The 15,145-nt window shown below is 63.2% G+C and carries 15 protein-coding genes and 1 pseudogene; 8 read left to right on the forward strand and 8 right to left on the reverse strand.

Going from position 1 to position 15,145, the window contains the following annotated elements; translation table 11 throughout:
- Window positions 1-11 precede the first annotated feature (11 nt).
- Window positions 12-584 carry an SDR family NAD(P)-dependent oxidoreductase gene (locus ACVIYL_RS22240; RefSeq protein ID WP_456779768.1) on the forward strand — a complete coding sequence of 191 codons (573 nt, stop codon included), beginning with the start codon at window positions 12-14 and terminating at the stop codon, window positions 582-584.
- Window positions 585-833: 249 nt separating this feature from the next.
- Here ACVIYL_RS22240 and ACVIYL_RS22245 read toward each other — a convergent pair whose 3' ends face one another.
- The 8 genes from ACVIYL_RS22245 to mdcA form a co-directional block, all read right to left on the reverse strand.
- On the reverse strand, window positions 834-1,586 hold the full coding sequence (locus ACVIYL_RS22245; protein ID WP_456779769.1) for a TetR/AcrR family transcriptional regulator: 753 nt from the start codon (window positions 1,584-1,586) through the stop codon (window positions 834-836).
- A gap of 315 nt (window positions 1,587-1,901) precedes the next feature.
- Window positions 1,902-2,819, reverse strand: coding sequence for an acyltransferase domain-containing protein (locus ACVIYL_RS22250; protein ID WP_456779770.1), 918 nt, complete (start codon window positions 2,817-2,819; stop codon window positions 1,902-1,904).
- Window positions 2,819-3,667 carry a triphosphoribosyl-dephospho-CoA synthase MdcB gene (mdcB, locus tag ACVIYL_RS22255; RefSeq protein ID WP_456779771.1) on the reverse strand — a complete coding sequence of 283 codons (849 nt, stop codon included), beginning with the start codon at window positions 3,665-3,667 and terminating at the stop codon, window positions 2,819-2,821. Before mdcB ends, ACVIYL_RS22250 begins: the two co-directional genes overlap by 1 nt.
- Complete coding sequence (mdcG, locus tag ACVIYL_RS22260; protein WP_456779772.1) at window positions 3,664-4,416, reverse strand: malonate decarboxylase holo-[acyl-carrier-protein] synthase; 753 nt, start codon at window positions 4,414-4,416, stop codon at window positions 3,664-3,666. Before mdcG ends, mdcB begins: the two co-directional genes overlap by 4 nt.
- Window positions 4,304-5,044 carry a biotin-independent malonate decarboxylase subunit gamma gene (gene mdcE / locus ACVIYL_RS22265; protein WP_456779773.1) on the reverse strand — a complete coding sequence of 247 codons (741 nt, stop codon included), beginning with the start codon at window positions 5,042-5,044 and terminating at the stop codon, window positions 4,304-4,306. The genes mdcG and mdcE overlap by 113 nt, the downstream gene beginning before the upstream one ends.
- Window positions 5,031-5,945: a biotin-independent malonate decarboxylase subunit beta gene (locus ACVIYL_RS22270; protein WP_456779774.1), complete on the reverse strand. Its 915-nt coding sequence runs from the start codon at window positions 5,943-5,945 to the stop codon at window positions 5,031-5,033. The genes mdcE and ACVIYL_RS22270 overlap by 14 nt, the downstream gene beginning before the upstream one ends.
- Complete coding sequence (gene mdcC / locus ACVIYL_RS22275) at window positions 5,945-6,259, reverse strand: malonate decarboxylase acyl carrier protein (RefSeq protein WP_456779775.1); 315 nt, start codon at window positions 6,257-6,259, stop codon at window positions 5,945-5,947. Before mdcC ends, ACVIYL_RS22270 begins: the two co-directional genes overlap by 1 nt.
- Window positions 6,260-6,269: 10 nt before the next feature.
- Complete coding sequence (gene mdcA, locus ACVIYL_RS22280) at window positions 6,270-7,916, reverse strand: malonate decarboxylase subunit alpha (RefSeq protein WP_456779776.1); 1,647 nt, start codon at window positions 7,914-7,916, stop codon at window positions 6,270-6,272.
- A gap of 194 nt (window positions 7,917-8,110) precedes the next feature.
- Between mdcA and madL the strand changes: the two genes are divergently transcribed.
- The 7 genes and pseudogenes from madL to sfnG all read left to right on the forward strand — a co-directional run bounded on the left by madL (window position 8,111) and on the right by sfnG (window position 14,758).
- Window positions 8,111-8,545, forward strand: a complete 435-nt coding sequence (gene madL, locus ACVIYL_RS22285; RefSeq protein WP_456779777.1) for a malonate transporter subunit MadL — start codon at window positions 8,111-8,113, stop codon at window positions 8,543-8,545.
- Window positions 8,542-9,306, forward strand: coding sequence for a malonate transporter subunit MadM (gene madM, locus ACVIYL_RS22290; protein ID WP_456779778.1), 765 nt, complete (start codon window positions 8,542-8,544; stop codon window positions 9,304-9,306). Before madL ends, madM begins: the two co-directional genes overlap by 4 nt.
- Entirely contained in the window at window positions 9,307-10,023 is a 717-nt protein-coding gene (locus tag ACVIYL_RS22295; RefSeq protein ID WP_456779779.1) for a GntR family transcriptional regulator, read from the forward strand. It begins immediately after the preceding gene.
- 92 nt (window positions 10,024-10,115) lie between these two features.
- The gene (acs, locus tag ACVIYL_RS22300) at window positions 10,116-12,074 is read left to right on the forward strand and encodes an acetate--CoA ligase (protein WP_456779780.1); all 1,959 of its coding nucleotides are present in this window, start codon (window positions 10,116-10,118) and stop codon (window positions 12,072-12,074) included.
- Between the two features lie 9 nt (window positions 12,075-12,083).
- Window positions 12,084-12,622, forward strand: a pseudogene (ppa, locus tag ACVIYL_RS22305) (inorganic diphosphatase).
- A gap of 12 nt (window positions 12,623-12,634) precedes the next feature.
- Window positions 12,635-13,246, forward strand: coding sequence for an adenylate kinase (locus ACVIYL_RS22310; protein WP_456779781.1), 612 nt, complete (start codon window positions 12,635-12,637; stop codon window positions 13,244-13,246).
- Between the two features lie 558 nt (window positions 13,247-13,804).
- Window positions 13,805-14,758, forward strand: coding sequence for a dimethylsulfone monooxygenase SfnG (gene sfnG, locus ACVIYL_RS22315; protein ID WP_456779782.1), 954 nt, complete (start codon window positions 13,805-13,807; stop codon window positions 14,756-14,758).
- Window positions 14,759-15,145: the final 387 nt, after the last annotated feature.

A 15,145-nucleotide genomic window follows, 5' to 3' on the forward strand; every position in this document is an offset into this window, starting at 1 on the left:
CACCGCGTGCGTTGACACCCCTGGTCTTCGACGTGACGTCGCGGGAATTCGTCGAGGCCATTGGTAAAATGGACCAGCTCGACGTTCTGGTGAATAATGCGGGCACGAACCAGCTTCAAGATCTTGCGGAGGTCGATGACAAGACGCTCGACCTCCTTCTCAACTTGAACGTCAGGTCTGCCTTCCAAGTATCGCGTGCTGCGGCGTTACGGATGATTGCTCTGGGCCGAGGGGACTCGATCATTCACGTTTCGTCGCAGATGGGACATGTGAGGGCGCCAAAACGTTCGGTGTACTGCATGACCAAGCATGCAATCGAGGGGCTCGCGAAGGGGATGGCCATCGAGCTCGCACCCCAGAAAATTCGCGTCAACGCCGTCGCACCTACCATCGTCGCAACGCCAATGACGCGCCCATTCTTGGCCGATCCGGCATATCGAGCGTTTGCAATGGCCACGATTCCGTTGAAGCACGTTGCCACGGGCGAAGATGTTGCTGAAGCCATTGTTTACCTCGCTTCGACCGCGGCTCGGATGGTGACAGGCACCAGTTTGCGTGTTGATGGCGGAGCTACCGCTCAATAGTGAGGGCTTGATGTCTTGGAGCGGTATATCCTTTGCTGATTTCTTCGATTGCATAGGGGAGAGGTACGGTACGTGCCCATCATAGTCGCCAGCGGTTGGAGCGAGTCGCGTGACTAAGTTGGTGGTTTGGAGAGGCCTAGCGCAAGGCGATTGAACTCCAGTTGGTCACATTCGCCGACTAGGCCCCGAAGGAAAAGATAAACACCGGGCCATGATGGTCCAATCCGCCGCGTCCAAGATCGATTGATTCTATTTGGACGAGGCACCGGCTCCGGCAAATTTCCCATGAGTGCCACGAAGACGGGAGGACGCGCCGTTGGAGCCGATTGCCGCCAACTCGCGGGCTCTCAGTGCCTCGATGAAATGACGGATTCTTAGCTCCACGAGGTGGTCTGAATTCGCCATGACCGGCAACTTCCAAACATGCTTCCGGACCAGGCCGTAAAGAAACGACGCCTGAACGTCCCAGACGGCTTCGTAGAGCTCGCTCTCCGGAAAGTCTCTCTTGGAAAAACGGAACGTCTTGTAGATCTCCGAAACGATCACTCTGAGAAGCTTTTCCACGCGTCCAGAAACGTAACGATGCGTCAACTCGTTTCCGGCCAGCCCCGAATAAAGCACTATGCGAATCCAAATTGGTTCATCGATGGCGGCCAAATAATCCTTGTAGTATTCATTCAGCCGCTGCTCGAGCGGCTTGGTCTGATCAATAAGGGTATCGTACCAACTGGTCTTCCACCGCGCGACATAGACCTTCTCATAGACACGTTCGATAAGTACCTGCTTGCTTCCGAAATAGGAGAAAATCAGGGCCTGCGAGACGCCGATCATTTCGGCCAGATCTTTGAGCTGACCGTCGAAGCCGCGTTCGGCAAAGAACGATATCGCAGCATTTAGGATCATTTCCGAGCGAGCTTTTGGTGGAAGGCGACGCCGAACCGACGGCTGGATTCCAGTTCCGGTCGGCCGTCGATCGCGCGGAGGTTTCTTCTTTGTGCTCATAGCTTTCACTAAAATTCCTTGCCTTATTGACTTTAACACGAATACCATCGACCTCAAGGCGTCGCCTCGGCAACCACCTCCGGCGCCATCATTCGGTCCTTCAATCCGGCCAACACGCACCGTTCGAGTTCTTCGCGCGGAATGGTCCTGCCGCTCGAGCAAAACCGTTAGATGTTGCACTTCCTGTGGATAGGCGGCGGTGCCTTGCAACCGAGCGGCCTCGCGCGGCTCGTGCTGAGCTTCCTCGACCTTATGCGCACGATTCACGATTGGAACAGTTTGGCAGCTACGCACCTGGCCATTTTCGGCCCTTGGCTATTCTAATCGAAACCAACTTCGCAAACCATCGACCGTGCGAAATCCGTCGGCGGCGTAGCAGCGTATGGAAGGCTGGGAGGCGCGCATCATCTCCGCCAGCGCATGGCCGGGGCCGAGGTCCAGCACCTCGGTGACGCCGAGCTCCGCGAGCGCCTCCAGTGTCGTCGCCCAGTCGATGGGATGGGCGACCTGGTTTGCCAGCTTCGCCGTGGCGCCTTCGGCCGCGAAGATGCGCTCGCCGTCGCCGCCAGCAAGCAGCACGCGCTGACTTGCGATGGGCGTGTGCCTGCTGGCATCGAGCGCCTGCTGAAGCGGTTTGCAGGCCGATGCGAGCCTTGAGGTGTGCGAGGCGATCTTCACGGCGAGAAGGCCCGCGCGCGCGCCCTCCTTGGCGGCCTCGGCGCAGAGCGCGATGACATCCCGGTCCGCGCCTCCGATGACGACGAGAAGGTCGGGATTCCGGATCGCGATCTCGCAGTGATGTTTTGCAAGCAGAGCTTCGAGCGCAGCCCGGTCGAGCCCGCGAACATAACCCAGGCGGCCATCGGGCCCCGCCGCGCTTTCCATCAGCCGGGCGCGGATATCCGTGAGCCGCAAAGCTTCGTCGGCGCTCCAAATTCCCGCGATGCTCCAGGCAGCCATCTCACCGACGCTGTAGCCGGTGACGGCGGTCTGCTCAGTCAGCAGGTCCGCGATGCAGGCGTGGATCGCGAGAGCCGATGTGACGGTCAGGATCTGGCTGGAATGATTGAAGGAGAGTTCGTCCGCGGCCCGCGTCCTGACGAACTGCCGCGGATCCACACCAAGAAAGGTGGTTGCCGCAGCAAAAACAGGCTCCGCAGCGGGCTGGTCCGCGACAAGATCGAAAATCTTGTCCGAGAGCGTACCTTGTCCGCCGCAGAGCAGTGCCAACATCAGACTTCCAGCCGATCGACGAACAGCGCCATCGCCAGCAGGTCCGCGGAGCCGCCAGGGCTGAGATTGCGGGCGACGAACGCCTTGTGAATGTCGGCCGCGCGCCGGTGCCAATCCGACGACCCTACGCCGCCGGCGGCAAGGAAGCTGGCGGCACTTTCTCGCGCGAAGCGCAGCCCTTCCGCTCCACCCCGATGCAGCACGTTGGTGTCGGTGACCTCAGCGATCAGCCTCATGCAGGTCTGAACGCGCACGGCTTCCTCATCATGCGGCGAGAGCTCGCGCGTCGCATGCAGCGCGGGGAGGGCGATGTCATAGACGGAGGGGAAACCACAGGCAGCCTCCGCCCTGGCGCCGCCGGCGCCGTACCGCCGCCCGGCCACTGCGCCATGGCTGCGCAGCGATACCGGGCCCGACAGGATGTCTTCGCCCCAACGCTCCGCAACCAGCCGGCCCAGTGATTTGCGAATTCCGACGGCATTCCGGTAGCCGGCCGCGGCGCAGAGCAGACCCACCCCGAAGATCGCGCCCCGATGCGTGTTCACGCCACATGTCGCAGCCAGCATCCCGCGCTCCGCGGCAACGCCGATGGCGCGCAGCCGGTTCATGCCCGCGCCCTCGGCGCCCGCCGCGGCGAGCTCGCTGAAGAACGACATCAGGGTCGCGGCGCTCAGGCACAACAGGGCGGCGTCCATGTCGCGATGCGCGCCATTGTCGACATGGCTGACAAGGCCGGGCTTCGGATAGGTCTCGACTTCGAGCTTCAGGCAAAGTGAAGCAAGATGGCCAATCTGCTCCGCATCAAGTGCGCATCCCGGCCGTGATTGCCATTTGCGCGCAAGGGTCATGACACCAGACCTGCAATGAAGGCCGCGCGCGTTGTCGTGGTGACGCCTGCCGGCCCCTTCACGAGGACTTCGTCCGTGTCAGCGCCGGTCAGCTCGCGCCATTGAACGCCTCCGGCAGGACCTGTGATTTCACCGTCCAGCCGCATCGGCGCTTTTTTCGCGATCCGCGCGATGTCGGACAACAGAGATTCCGACTGCTTCACCGACGACAGCGGCCAGAGCAGATCGAGATCCGAACTGTCCGAAAGATAGGGCAGGCCGGTGAGGTGCTGCCAGACCAGGCTGCCATAGGTGCGGGTCTCCGGCAGAAGCTTAAGGAGCTTTTCGATGGTCACGTGCCAGGCCGCGGGCGCCGCGACGGCGGCATCGGCCAACAACGGCGGCGGCGCGGACGTGACGATATCGACCGCGGCGAGCGAGACTGCGATGCGCCGTTTGCCGTGGCTCGGCGGTAGCGGGAGGCCGAGCGGAATCGTGCCGGCCGCATCGCTGCAAGCCGGCCGCCGGACGATGAGCGGACGATCCGCGCGCGCCCAGCCGGCGATGATTGGCTCATCGGCGAGTTCGGGATAGCGGCGCATGGCAGCGCTCCATGCCGCGGCCGAGACTTTCACCATGGTGTGGCGATCCAGCGCGTCAGCCATGTTGCGTTCCCAGCGGTGCGGACGCTGCGAGCGTGACGACCCGGTCGGCGATCTCGGCAGCTTTCCGCCGTCCGCCGCGCTCAGCGCCGAGCCGGCCACGATCATCTTGTCCTTGCGCCTGCTGCAGCACCGCCGAAAGCTGCGGCGCCAGCGGCGCGGCCTCGTCCCAGACAACGTGAACGCCGCCCGTTTGCACCATGTTGTCGAGACCGGGCGCGAACACCGGTGTCGCCTGCGCCTTGGCCTTGAGGACGTCGATCGGCAGTTTGGTGACCCGCGCCATCGACGGCAGATCCATCACCGCGGGATGCGCGCCGGGTAGCGCCACAAGCGTGCCGGTCGCAAGCGCGGTGGCGATGAACGCGCCGGCGGCGCTGCCGCCGTAGAGCAGGCCGACGGTACTGTGTCCTTCGGCTTGGGCCAGCAGCAGGGCCTTGGCGAGATGCGACAGATATTCGCTGAGGCCGAGCAATTCGTCGCGCTTGCTCATGCGCTGGCTTGAGGAATCCACCAGGAAGAGAATCGGCGCCCGATCTCCTGACTTGACGATCTCGATCACGCGCCCAGCGAGCACGATGGCTTCGTCCACGCCGAAGGGCTGTCCTTGCGTGATGCCGAGCACGTGTATCGGTTTACCGCCGGCAAGGATCGCCCTTCCGGTGATTGTTGTGCCGGCGACGTCGATCTTGCTGCCGTTCGGAAACAGACCAGCCAGGATGTCATCGAGCGTCATCGGCGTTCTCCCTGTTGTTGGCCACGCGAAGGAACGCGCCGGTCGGAAGTGCGGGAACATCGGTCGGATTGTCGATGCCGAGCGCCTGCCAGATCTCGACGGCGTCCTCGGCCTCGCCAAAACGCTGCAGCCGCCGCTCGAGGCGTGTCTGCTCGGCTTCGAGCGCCGCCACGTTGCATCCTCTGCCAGTCTTGAGCGCCGCGATCGCGGCCTCGCGAAACGCCAGCGCTTCGTCGTCGACGAATGTGTCGGCACCGCCGATCAGATAGCGGTGCTTGCCGCCCATGGTGCGCCAGACCAGCGCGCGGTCGCGCGAGTCGAATTCCTCGATGCCCTTGTTGGTCTCGATCACCTCGGGGCCGCTGACGCTGATCCGGCCCTGTTCGGAGACGATCAGGCGTGAGCAGGTGCCGGCGATCAGGCTGCCGCCGCCATAGCATCCGGCGCGTCCACCGATCAGTCCGATCACGTTCATGTCGGCGCGCCGCGCCTCGATGATCGCGCGCATGATCTCCGCGATGGCGAGCTCGCCGGCATTGGCCTCCTGAAGGCGCACGCCGCCGGTGTCGAACAGGATCAGCACGTCATGGCGCAACGCGCGGGCCGCGCGTAAGAGGCCGGTGAGCTTGGCGCCGTGGACCTCGCCGAAGGCGCCGCCCATGAAGCGTCCTTCCTGTGCGGCGACGAGCACCGGCGAGCCGTCGAGGCGGCCGCGTCCGATGACGATGCCGTCGTCGAACTGCTCCGGCAGGTCGAAGATCGCCAGATGCGGGCTCATCTCGCGCTGCTCGGGACCGATAAATTCGGCAAAGCTGCCAGTATCGACCAGCGCGTCGATACGTTGCCGTGCACTCGCCTCGTACCAGCTCAGCGAAACATTGTTGGCTGCCACCTGCGTCATCATTCCGGCTCCTCGATCTTGCGGATCCCCTGGGCGAGGCGCAGGGCGACTGTGTCCGGCCGAGCGCCGCCGTCATTGATGGAAATGCGCAAGCCGCCGGCAGGGCGGCGAGCGACGAAGTCGCGAACGACGGCGTCCCACACCGCGCCGAAGCCGTGGGCCGCAGTCGTGATGTCGATCATGCAGGTGTCGACCGGTGAAGCGCGTTCCAGCAGCACCTCGAGATTGCCGGAGGCGACGACGCCGACGATCGCCTGCATGCGGGTGCCGCCGGCACGTGTCGGGGCAGATAGTCTGAAGCTGAGCGTTTCCATGCAAAACTCCTCACCAGTTGCGGAAGCGGCTGGGCGGACGATAGAGGCCACCGGAAGCCAGCATGAGATCCTTGATCGAGCGGGCGGCCAGCAGACGGCGGTCGGCGTCGAGCGGATCAATGCCGAGATCTTCGGGGCGCTGGATCACGCCGCGTTGCCTGAGCTGTTCGACCAGCTTCGCATCGCGTCCTCGTCCGATGTCGGTGTAGCCGGCAACACCGCGGATCGCCTGCTCGCGCTCGTCCTTGGTGCGGCACATCAGCAGGTTGGCGATGCCTTCCTCGGTGACGATGTGGGTGACGTCATCGGAGTAGACCATGACAGGCGCGAGATCGAGCTTGAGCGCGCTTGCCAGCTCAAGCGCATCGAGCCGCTCGACGAACAGCGGCGCGTTGCGCTCGCCAAAGGTCTCGCCGATCTGCACCACCAGCTTGCGGCCGCGGCGCAGCGCGGCGTCGGAATCGGGCGCCGCCTCCGCGCCGGCCTTGAGCCAAGGTTCGCTCGGGTGGCGGCGGCCGCGCGGATCGGATCCCATGTTGGGCGCGCCGCCGAACCCGGCGATGCGGCTGGTCGTCACCGTCGAGCTGTGGCCTTCGAGGTCGATTTGCAGCGTCGATCCGATGAACATGTCGCAGGCATAGAGGCCTGCGGTCTGGCAGAAGGCGCGATTGGAGCGCAGCGAGCCGTCGGGCCCGGTGAAGAACACGTCCGGGCGCGCCGCGACGTAATCCTCCATGCCGACTTCCGATCCGAAGCAATGGATCTGCTCCACCCATCCGGCTTCGATCGCCGGAATCATCGTGGGATGCGGATTGAGCGCGAAGTGGGTGCAGACCTTGCCCTTGAGGCCGAGCTTCTCGCCATAGGTCGGCAGCAGCAACTCGATCGCGGCGGTGTTGAAGCCGATGCCATGATTGAGCCGACGCACGCCGTAGGGCGCGTAGATGCCCTTGATGGCGAGCATCGCCGTCAGGATCTGGGTCTCGGTGATGGCGGCGGGATCGCGGGTGAAGAGCGGCTCGACATAGAAGGGGCGGCCGGCCTCGACCACGAAATGCACGAGGTCGCCGGGAATGTCGACGCGAGGCACCTTGTCGACGATCTCGGTGACCTGCGCCACGACGAGACCGTTCTTGTAGCTGGTCGCCTCGACCACCGTCGGCGTGTCCTCGGTGTTCGGTCCCGTATAGAGGTTGCCGTCCTTGTCGGCGCTGACCGCTGCGATCAGCGCGACGTTCGGCGTGAGGTCGATGAAGTAGCGCGCGAACAGCTCGAGATAGGTATGGACCGCGCCGAGCTCGATCTTGCCGCCGAACAGCATGCGCGCGATGCGCGCCGATTGCGGGCCCGAATAGGAGAAGTCGAGCCGCCGCGCGATGCCCTTCTCGAAGATGTCGAGGTGGGAGGGCAGGACCACGCCCGATTGCACCATGTGCAGGTCATGGACATCCCGGGCATCGAGGTTCGCGAGCGCCGAGGCGAGGATATCGGCCTGCTTCTGATTGTCGCCCTCCAGGCACACCCGGTCGCCTGACCGGATGACCGCCTTCAGAAATGCGGGAAGGTTCGGGATCGGAACGACCTTCCCCCTGGCGTGCTGTCGGCCGGCCGCGAGGCGATCGCCCAGGGCGGCCTTTTGCATACCCCAATCGCTCATTTCGGCTCCTTGGCATGCGAAGTTGGTCTTCGATGAGGTCGAATGTATGCGTATTGCGTTATAATGTCAATTAGTGTATACGTATTGGCATAAGCGAAGGATATTCGCATACACAGGAGGGAATTTATGATGCGAATGCATACAGAAAGCCCGTATCCAGGGGCTCGCGCCCCGCTCGCAGAGGGGAGGCGCCCGTGACCATTTCCGGCGTAGCTCTGCTCGCGATCTGCACGCTGCTTGGAGGCCTGCTCGGCGACCTGCTCGGCGTTGCCCTCGGTGTGAAGGCCAATGTCGGCGGCGTCGGCATTGCGATGATGTTCCTGATTGCCGCCCGGCTCTGGCTGGTGCGGCACGGCCTGCTCAGCCGCGGGCTCAATACCGGCGTCGAGTTCTGGGGCAGCTTCTACATTCCGATCGTGGTCGCCATGGCCGCGCAGCAGAACGTTGTCGCCGCGGCAAAGGGCGGTCCGATCGTCGTTATCGCGGGCGCCGGCGCAGTCGCGGTGTGTTTCGCGATGGTGGCCTTGATCGGCCGGCTCAGTGGCCGCGTCGAGACTATGGACGAGATCGAGGCCCGAGAGGCGATCGAGGCGAATGTGCCCCACTTCAAATCCGGGAGGGTCGCATGACCATGATCTCTCATATTCTCGCAGCCAATGCGTTGATCACGGCGTTTGCCGCCGTCGGGATCCTGATGTGGATCTCGGGGGCGATCTCGAAATACCTCACCTTCGGCCGCATTCACGGCTCGGCGATCGCGATCATGCTGGGTCTCGTGCTGGCCTTTTTCGGCGGGCTTGCCACCGGCGGCGAAAAGGGCGTCGCCGACCTGCCGGCGCTGACCGGAATCGGCCTGATGGGCGGCGCGATGCTGCGGGATTTCGCCATCGTCGCCACCGCCTTCGAGGTCGATGTGGTCCATGCGCGCAAGGCCGGACTGATCGGTGCGGTCGCGCTCGGCCTGGGAACGGTCGTTCCGTTCATTCTGGGCGTGTTCGTCGCCGCGGCGTTTGGCTACACTGATGCCGAATCGCTGACGACGATCGGCGCCGGTGCGGTCACCTACATCGTCGGTCCGGTCACGGGGGCAGCGATCGGTGCGTCATCGCCGGTCATTGCGCTCTCGATCGCGACCGGTGTATTCAAGGCGGTGATCGTGATGATCGGCACGCCCTTCGTTGCGAAGATGATCGGCCTCGACAATCCGCGCAGCGCAATGGTGTTCGGCGGCTTGATGGGAACGGTCAGCGGCGTGTCCGGCGGGCTGGCGGCGACCGATCGACGCCTCGTGCCCTACGGCGCGCTGACCGCGACGTTTCACACGGGCCTCGGATGCCTGGTCGCACCGTCCATCCTCTATTTCACGGTGCGCGCAATCATAGGAAGCTGAATGGCAGGTCTGTTCAAAGTCGCAGCCGAAGCAGAAGAAGATGGCGGCCTCCTCTCCGATCGCATCCGCAATGCGCTCACGGACGAGATTGCGTCCGGTGCGCTCGTTGCCGGCTCGGCTTTGGAAGAGCAGCAGCTTGCCGATCGCTTCGGGGCTTCCCGCACGCCGGTGCGGGAAGCTCTCCGGCAGCTTGCTGTCAGTGGACTCGTCGAGGTGCGCGGACGTCGCGGGGTCGTCGTGGCACGGATGACACCCGAACGGATCATGGACATGTTCGAGACCAGCGCCGAGGTGGAGGCCATGTGCGTCAGGCTTGCAACCTATCGCATAACGCCGCTGGAGCGCAGTCGCCTGATCGAGCTGCACGAAGGTTCGCGTGCGATGGTCGAGGCCAACGACGTCGATGCCTATGATGCCTTCAACCGGGTGTTCCACGAATGCATCTACAGCGCGACGCACAACTCGTTCATGGCCGAGCAGGCGCAGGATGTCCGTGCGCGACTGAGCGCCTTCCGCCGCACGCAATTGCGGCAGGGCGATCGCATCCGGAAGTCCCGCGACGAGCATGATGCCATCATGCAGGCGATCGCCGAAGGCGACGGCGAGACGGCCTCACGCCGGATGCGGGCGCATATGCTGAACGCCGCCGCAGCGCTGCGGCGTTACATCGAAGACCGCGTCAGGCCCGTCGACGGGCCTGAGCCCGACAATCTCTGACGACGGCGGTCCTGAACCGCTCCTGATGCAAACCAAGGCAGGTGCGCGCTCGTGGAGCGTTTGCCTGCAATCACAACCTTAGGGAGAGTTAGATGTCTGACGGCAATTCCGGGGTGTCTGTCTACGACGTGCCTGCCGAGTGGTCGAAGCGGGCCTGGATCGACGACGCCAAATACCGCGAGATGTACGCGCAATCGGTCAGTGATCCCGACGGCTTCTGGGCCGAGCACGGCAAGCGCATCGACTGGATGAAGCCCTTCTCCAAGGTCAGCAACTGTTCATTCGAGTCCGGCAACATTTCGATCAAATGGTTCGAGGACGGCACGACCAACGTCGCCTGGAACTGCATCGACCGCCACCTCCCGAAGCGCGCCGATCAGGTCGCGATCATCTGGGAGGGCGACGATCCCAGCGAGTCAAAACAAATCACCTACGCCGAGCTGGCGCGGGAAGTCGCCACATTCGCCAACGTGCTGAAGGCGCATGGCCTCAAGAAGGGCGACACCGTCACCATCTATCTACCGATGATTCCCGAGGCGGTTTACGCGATGCTGGCCTGCGCACGGATCGGCGCGGTTCACTCCGTGGTCTTCGGCGGCTTCTCGCCGGATTCGCTTGCGGGCCGTATCGAGGGCTGCGGGTCGAAGGTCGTCATCACGGCGGATGAGGGGCTGCGCGGCGGTCGCAAGGTGGCCCTGAAGTCCAATGTGGACGAAGCCATCAAAAAGACCGGCGATACCGTGAAGTCGCTGATCGTCGTCAAGCGCACCGGCGGACACGTGGCGTGGAATGCCGGCCGCGACGTCTGGTACCACGAGGAAACCGCCAAGGTGTCGGCGCAATGTTTGCCCGCGGAGATGAAGGCGGAGGACCCGCTGTTCATCCTCTACACGTCGGGTTCGACCGGCGCTCCTAAGGGCGTCGTGCATTCGACCGGCGGCTATCTCGTGTTCGCCGCGATGACGCATCGATACGTGTTCGACTATCACGACGGCGACATCTACTGGTGCACCGCCGATGTCGGCTGGGTCACCGGCCACAGCTACATTCTCTACGGACCGCTGGCGAATGGCGCGACCACGCTGATGTTCGAAGGCGTGCCGAACTATCCTGATAATTCCAGGTTCTGGAGCGTCATCGACAAGCACAAGGTCAATATCTTCTACACCGCGCCGACCGCGATCCGCGCGCTGATGCAGGGCGGCGACGAGCCCGTGAAGAAGACTTCGCGCGCCTCGCTCCGCCTGCTCGGCTCGGTCGGCGAGCCGATCAATCCGGAAGCCTGGGAGTGGTATCACCGCGTCGTCGGCGAGGGCCGCTGCCCGATCGTCGACACCTGGTGGCAGACCGAGACCGGCGGCATCCTGGTCACGCCATTGCCGGGCGCGACCAAGTTGAAGCCGGGCTCGGCGACGCGGCCGTTCTTCGGCGTGGTGCCGGAAATCGTCGATGCCGAGGGCAAGACGCTGCAAGGCGCGACCGAGGGCAATCTCTGCATCGCCAAATCCTGGCCCGGGCAGATGCGCACGGTCTATGGCGACCATGCCCGGTTCGAGCAGACCTACTTCTCGACCTACAAGGGTAAGTATTTCACCGGTGACGGCTGCCGGCGCGACGCCGACGGCTATTACTGGATCACCGGCCGCGTCGACGACGTCATCAATGTCAGCGGTCATCGCATGGGCACCGCCGAGGTCGAGAGCTCGCTGGTGGCGCATCCGGCGGTATCTGAGGCGGCCGTCGTCGGCTATCCCCACGACATCAAGGGCCAGGGCATCTACGCCTATGTCACCCTGATGCAGGGCCAGGAGCCGAGCGAAGCGCTGCGCAAGGAGCTGGTCGCCTGGGTCCGCAAGGACATCGGCCCGATCGCCTCGCCGGACCTCATCCAGTTTGCGCCCGGCCTGCCGAAAACCCGCTCCGGCAAGATCATGCGCCGCATCCTGCGCAAGATCGCCGAGGACGAGCCGGGCAGCCTCGGCGATACCTCGACGCTCGCCGAGCCCGCCGTGGTCGATGATCTCGTCAAGAACCGGCAGAACAAACGATAGGCGGCGCCCATGAGCATCGATGCGGCTGCGATCGGCCATCAGCCGCCCGACGATGTCAACGTCGTCGTCGAGGTGCCGCTCGGCGGCGAGCCGATCAAATACGAGATGGACAAGGCGTCCGGTGTGCTCATCGTCGATCGTTTCCTGTACACGCCGATGCGATATCCCGGTAATTGCGGCTTCGTGCCGCACACACTGTCTGACGACGGGGATCCGATCGATGTGCTGGTTGCCAACACGCCCGATCATTCCGGGCGCCGTCATGAACGTGCGGCCGATCGGCGTGTTGAAGATGGAGGATGACGGCGGCGGCGACGAGAAGATCATCGCCGTGCCGTCGTCGCGCCTGACCCAGCACTATCAACACCTGCAGACCTATACCGATTTGCCCGAGATCACCTGGAAGCAGATCAAGCATTTTCTTCCTGCACTACAAGGATCTCGAGCCGGGCAAATGGTCGAAGCTCGCCGGCTGGGGCCATGTCGACGAAGCGGGCCAATTGATCGAGGCGGCAGTCGCGCGTGCCGCGCATGCCAAATCTGTTTAATGGAGGACTGAAATGAGACTTGTGCTTTTGGGACCGCCGGGCGCCGGCAAGGGGACGCAAGCGTTCAAGCTATCGCAGATCCTGGCGATCCCGCAGCTCTCGACCGGCGACATGCTGCGCGCCGCCGTTGCAGCGGGGACGGCGATCGGACGCAAGGCGGCGGAGATCATGGAACGCGGCGAACTCGTTCCCGACGATCTCGTAGTCGCCGTTATTATCGAGCGGATCGCGCAACCGGATGCTGGCAGAGGATTCATCCTCGACGGCTTTCCGCGCACGGTGTCGCAGGCTGAAAGCCTCGACAAGCTGCTCGCCGCCGACCACTATGAGCTCGATTGCGTGCTGGAACTGAGGGTCGACGAGCAGAAGGTGCTCGACCGGATCCTCGGGCGCGCCATGCAGGCGAAGGCGAGCGGCCAAACGGTACGTGCGGACGATAATGAAAAGGCACTCAGTGTGCGCTTGACAGCCTACTCCAACCAGACGCGGCCGCTGATCGACTACTACGCCGCCAAGGGACTACTACGCACAATCGATGCGTGGCTACCGATCGACCGTGTTACAACGGCGCTTATTGGAGCCATTGAAGCATGTGAGCAGATCGCTTCGCGGAACAACAGGTGACCCGACGATTGCACAGATTGGGAGCAACGCCTGGCGAGATGCTTCCTTCGTGCAAACCGCTGGTCATCCGAGTTGCCTAAGAAATAGCGCGACAATGCCAAAACGGACCATCGTTCTCTTTCACAAACGCCGCAACGAATTAGGTGAAGCGACCGTGAACAAAAAAGGATGGCGACGCCTGTCGCAGAGAGCTAATTCCAAGGAGCCCAGATAGGCGCGTGGCGCGCTGGTCGCCTCCAGCAGCGGACGGTCGAGGATGATGACGACGACGCGCCCTATCTTCCGCCGAGGGACACGCAGTAAAGCGGGCGACGCGGGTTAGTCGCTGATGATAGCCTCGAGGTACTCACGTATCTGTGCCTGCGCTGAAGTCTTCATAGAAGAGGCCGGCTCAGGGACGAAGAGCTTGGGCCGGAATGATCCCTCCTTTGTTGGAATCGAAGCATGACAGACAGAAGCGTTTGAGCATTTCGTTTCGGCGTGAGTGTCGGAGATGGGACGACTGCGCCAGCACGACGTCATAGCGGCGCGTCGATCCGCGGATACGGCGCACGGCGAGTGGTCGACCGGTGTAGCTCTGCTCGGTCTCGGGATGATGCAGCAGGACGGCATAGCCAAGCCCTTACCTGCACGGCAGTGCTCTCCGCCCAGACCAAGCGGCTGAAGCTCATCAGCGCGATTCACACCGGCTTCTGGCACCCGGCCATGATCGCGAAGGTGGGGGCCACGATCGACGTCTATTCCAAGGGGCGGTTTGCGATCAACATCCTCACCGGCCGGTTCAAGGACGAGTTTCGCGCCTTCGGCGAGCCCTGGCTGGAACATGACGAACGGTACCGCCGCTCGGAAGAGTTCATCCAGGTGCTCAAGGGTCTCTGGACACAGGACCGTTTCACCTTCAAGGGCGACTTCTACAGCATCAACGACGCCTGGTTGAAGCCGAGGCCGATCTCGCAACCGCATCCGGAGATTTTCCAGGGCGGCAATTCCAAGGCCGCGCGCCGGATGGCCGCGAAATATTCGGATTGGTATTTTCTCAATGGCACCACGGTGGAGGGCGCCAAGCAGCAGATCGACGAGGTCCGCGCGCTCGCCAAGGCGGAAGGCCGCACCGTCAAGTTCGGGCTCAACGGCTTCATCATCCAGCGGCCGACCGAGCGGGAAGCGCTCGAGCAGCTCGAGGCGATCATCGCCGGCGCCGACCCCGAGATCGTGCAGGCCTTCGCCGACCAGGTGAAGCAGGCTGGCGCATCGACGGTGGAGAGGATCGGGATGTGGGCGGATTCGAGCCACGCCAACCTGGTTCAACCCAACGACGGCTTCAAGACCCGTCTGTTCGGTCCTCCCGAGCTGATCGCGGAGCGTATCCGTGCCTATGAAGCGATCGGCGTCGACATGATCCTCTGCGCCTTCCTGAATTTCACCGACGAGCTGCCGGCGTTCGGCAGAGAGGTGATTCCGCTCTTGAACTCGACCACAGCCAACCGAACCCACGAGACTGAGCCTGCTTGAGACGGCTGCAAGATGTAAAAAAGGGATGATCTGCATATAGGCCAACCAAACGGGAAAGCGCGGCTAACTCAAAAGCGCGCGCACACGGCGCTTATGCAGGCTGCCGAGATCAGAAAAGACTTGCACCGTCATACCGTTCGATTTTGCAGCGCTCGGAGACGCAATCGATCTCTCCGTTCTCTAAGGAAGACGGTGTCGTTTATCTCGTCCATCACCTGAGCTAGCCGCCCGCGAAAGGCCCATGAGGCCTTGATCGGGACCTCAATCTTGCTGGCAAAATGAGTATGGATTGCAGGCTTTCGGAGTGCTGGACTTCCTCGGAAGCTTTGCTGAGCAAGATCGTAGGTGCCAGCGTCCAATTCAACGTCAGAACGCTCGTCTAGCCGA

Source organism: Bradyrhizobium sp. USDA 3315 (genome assembly GCF_054056795.1).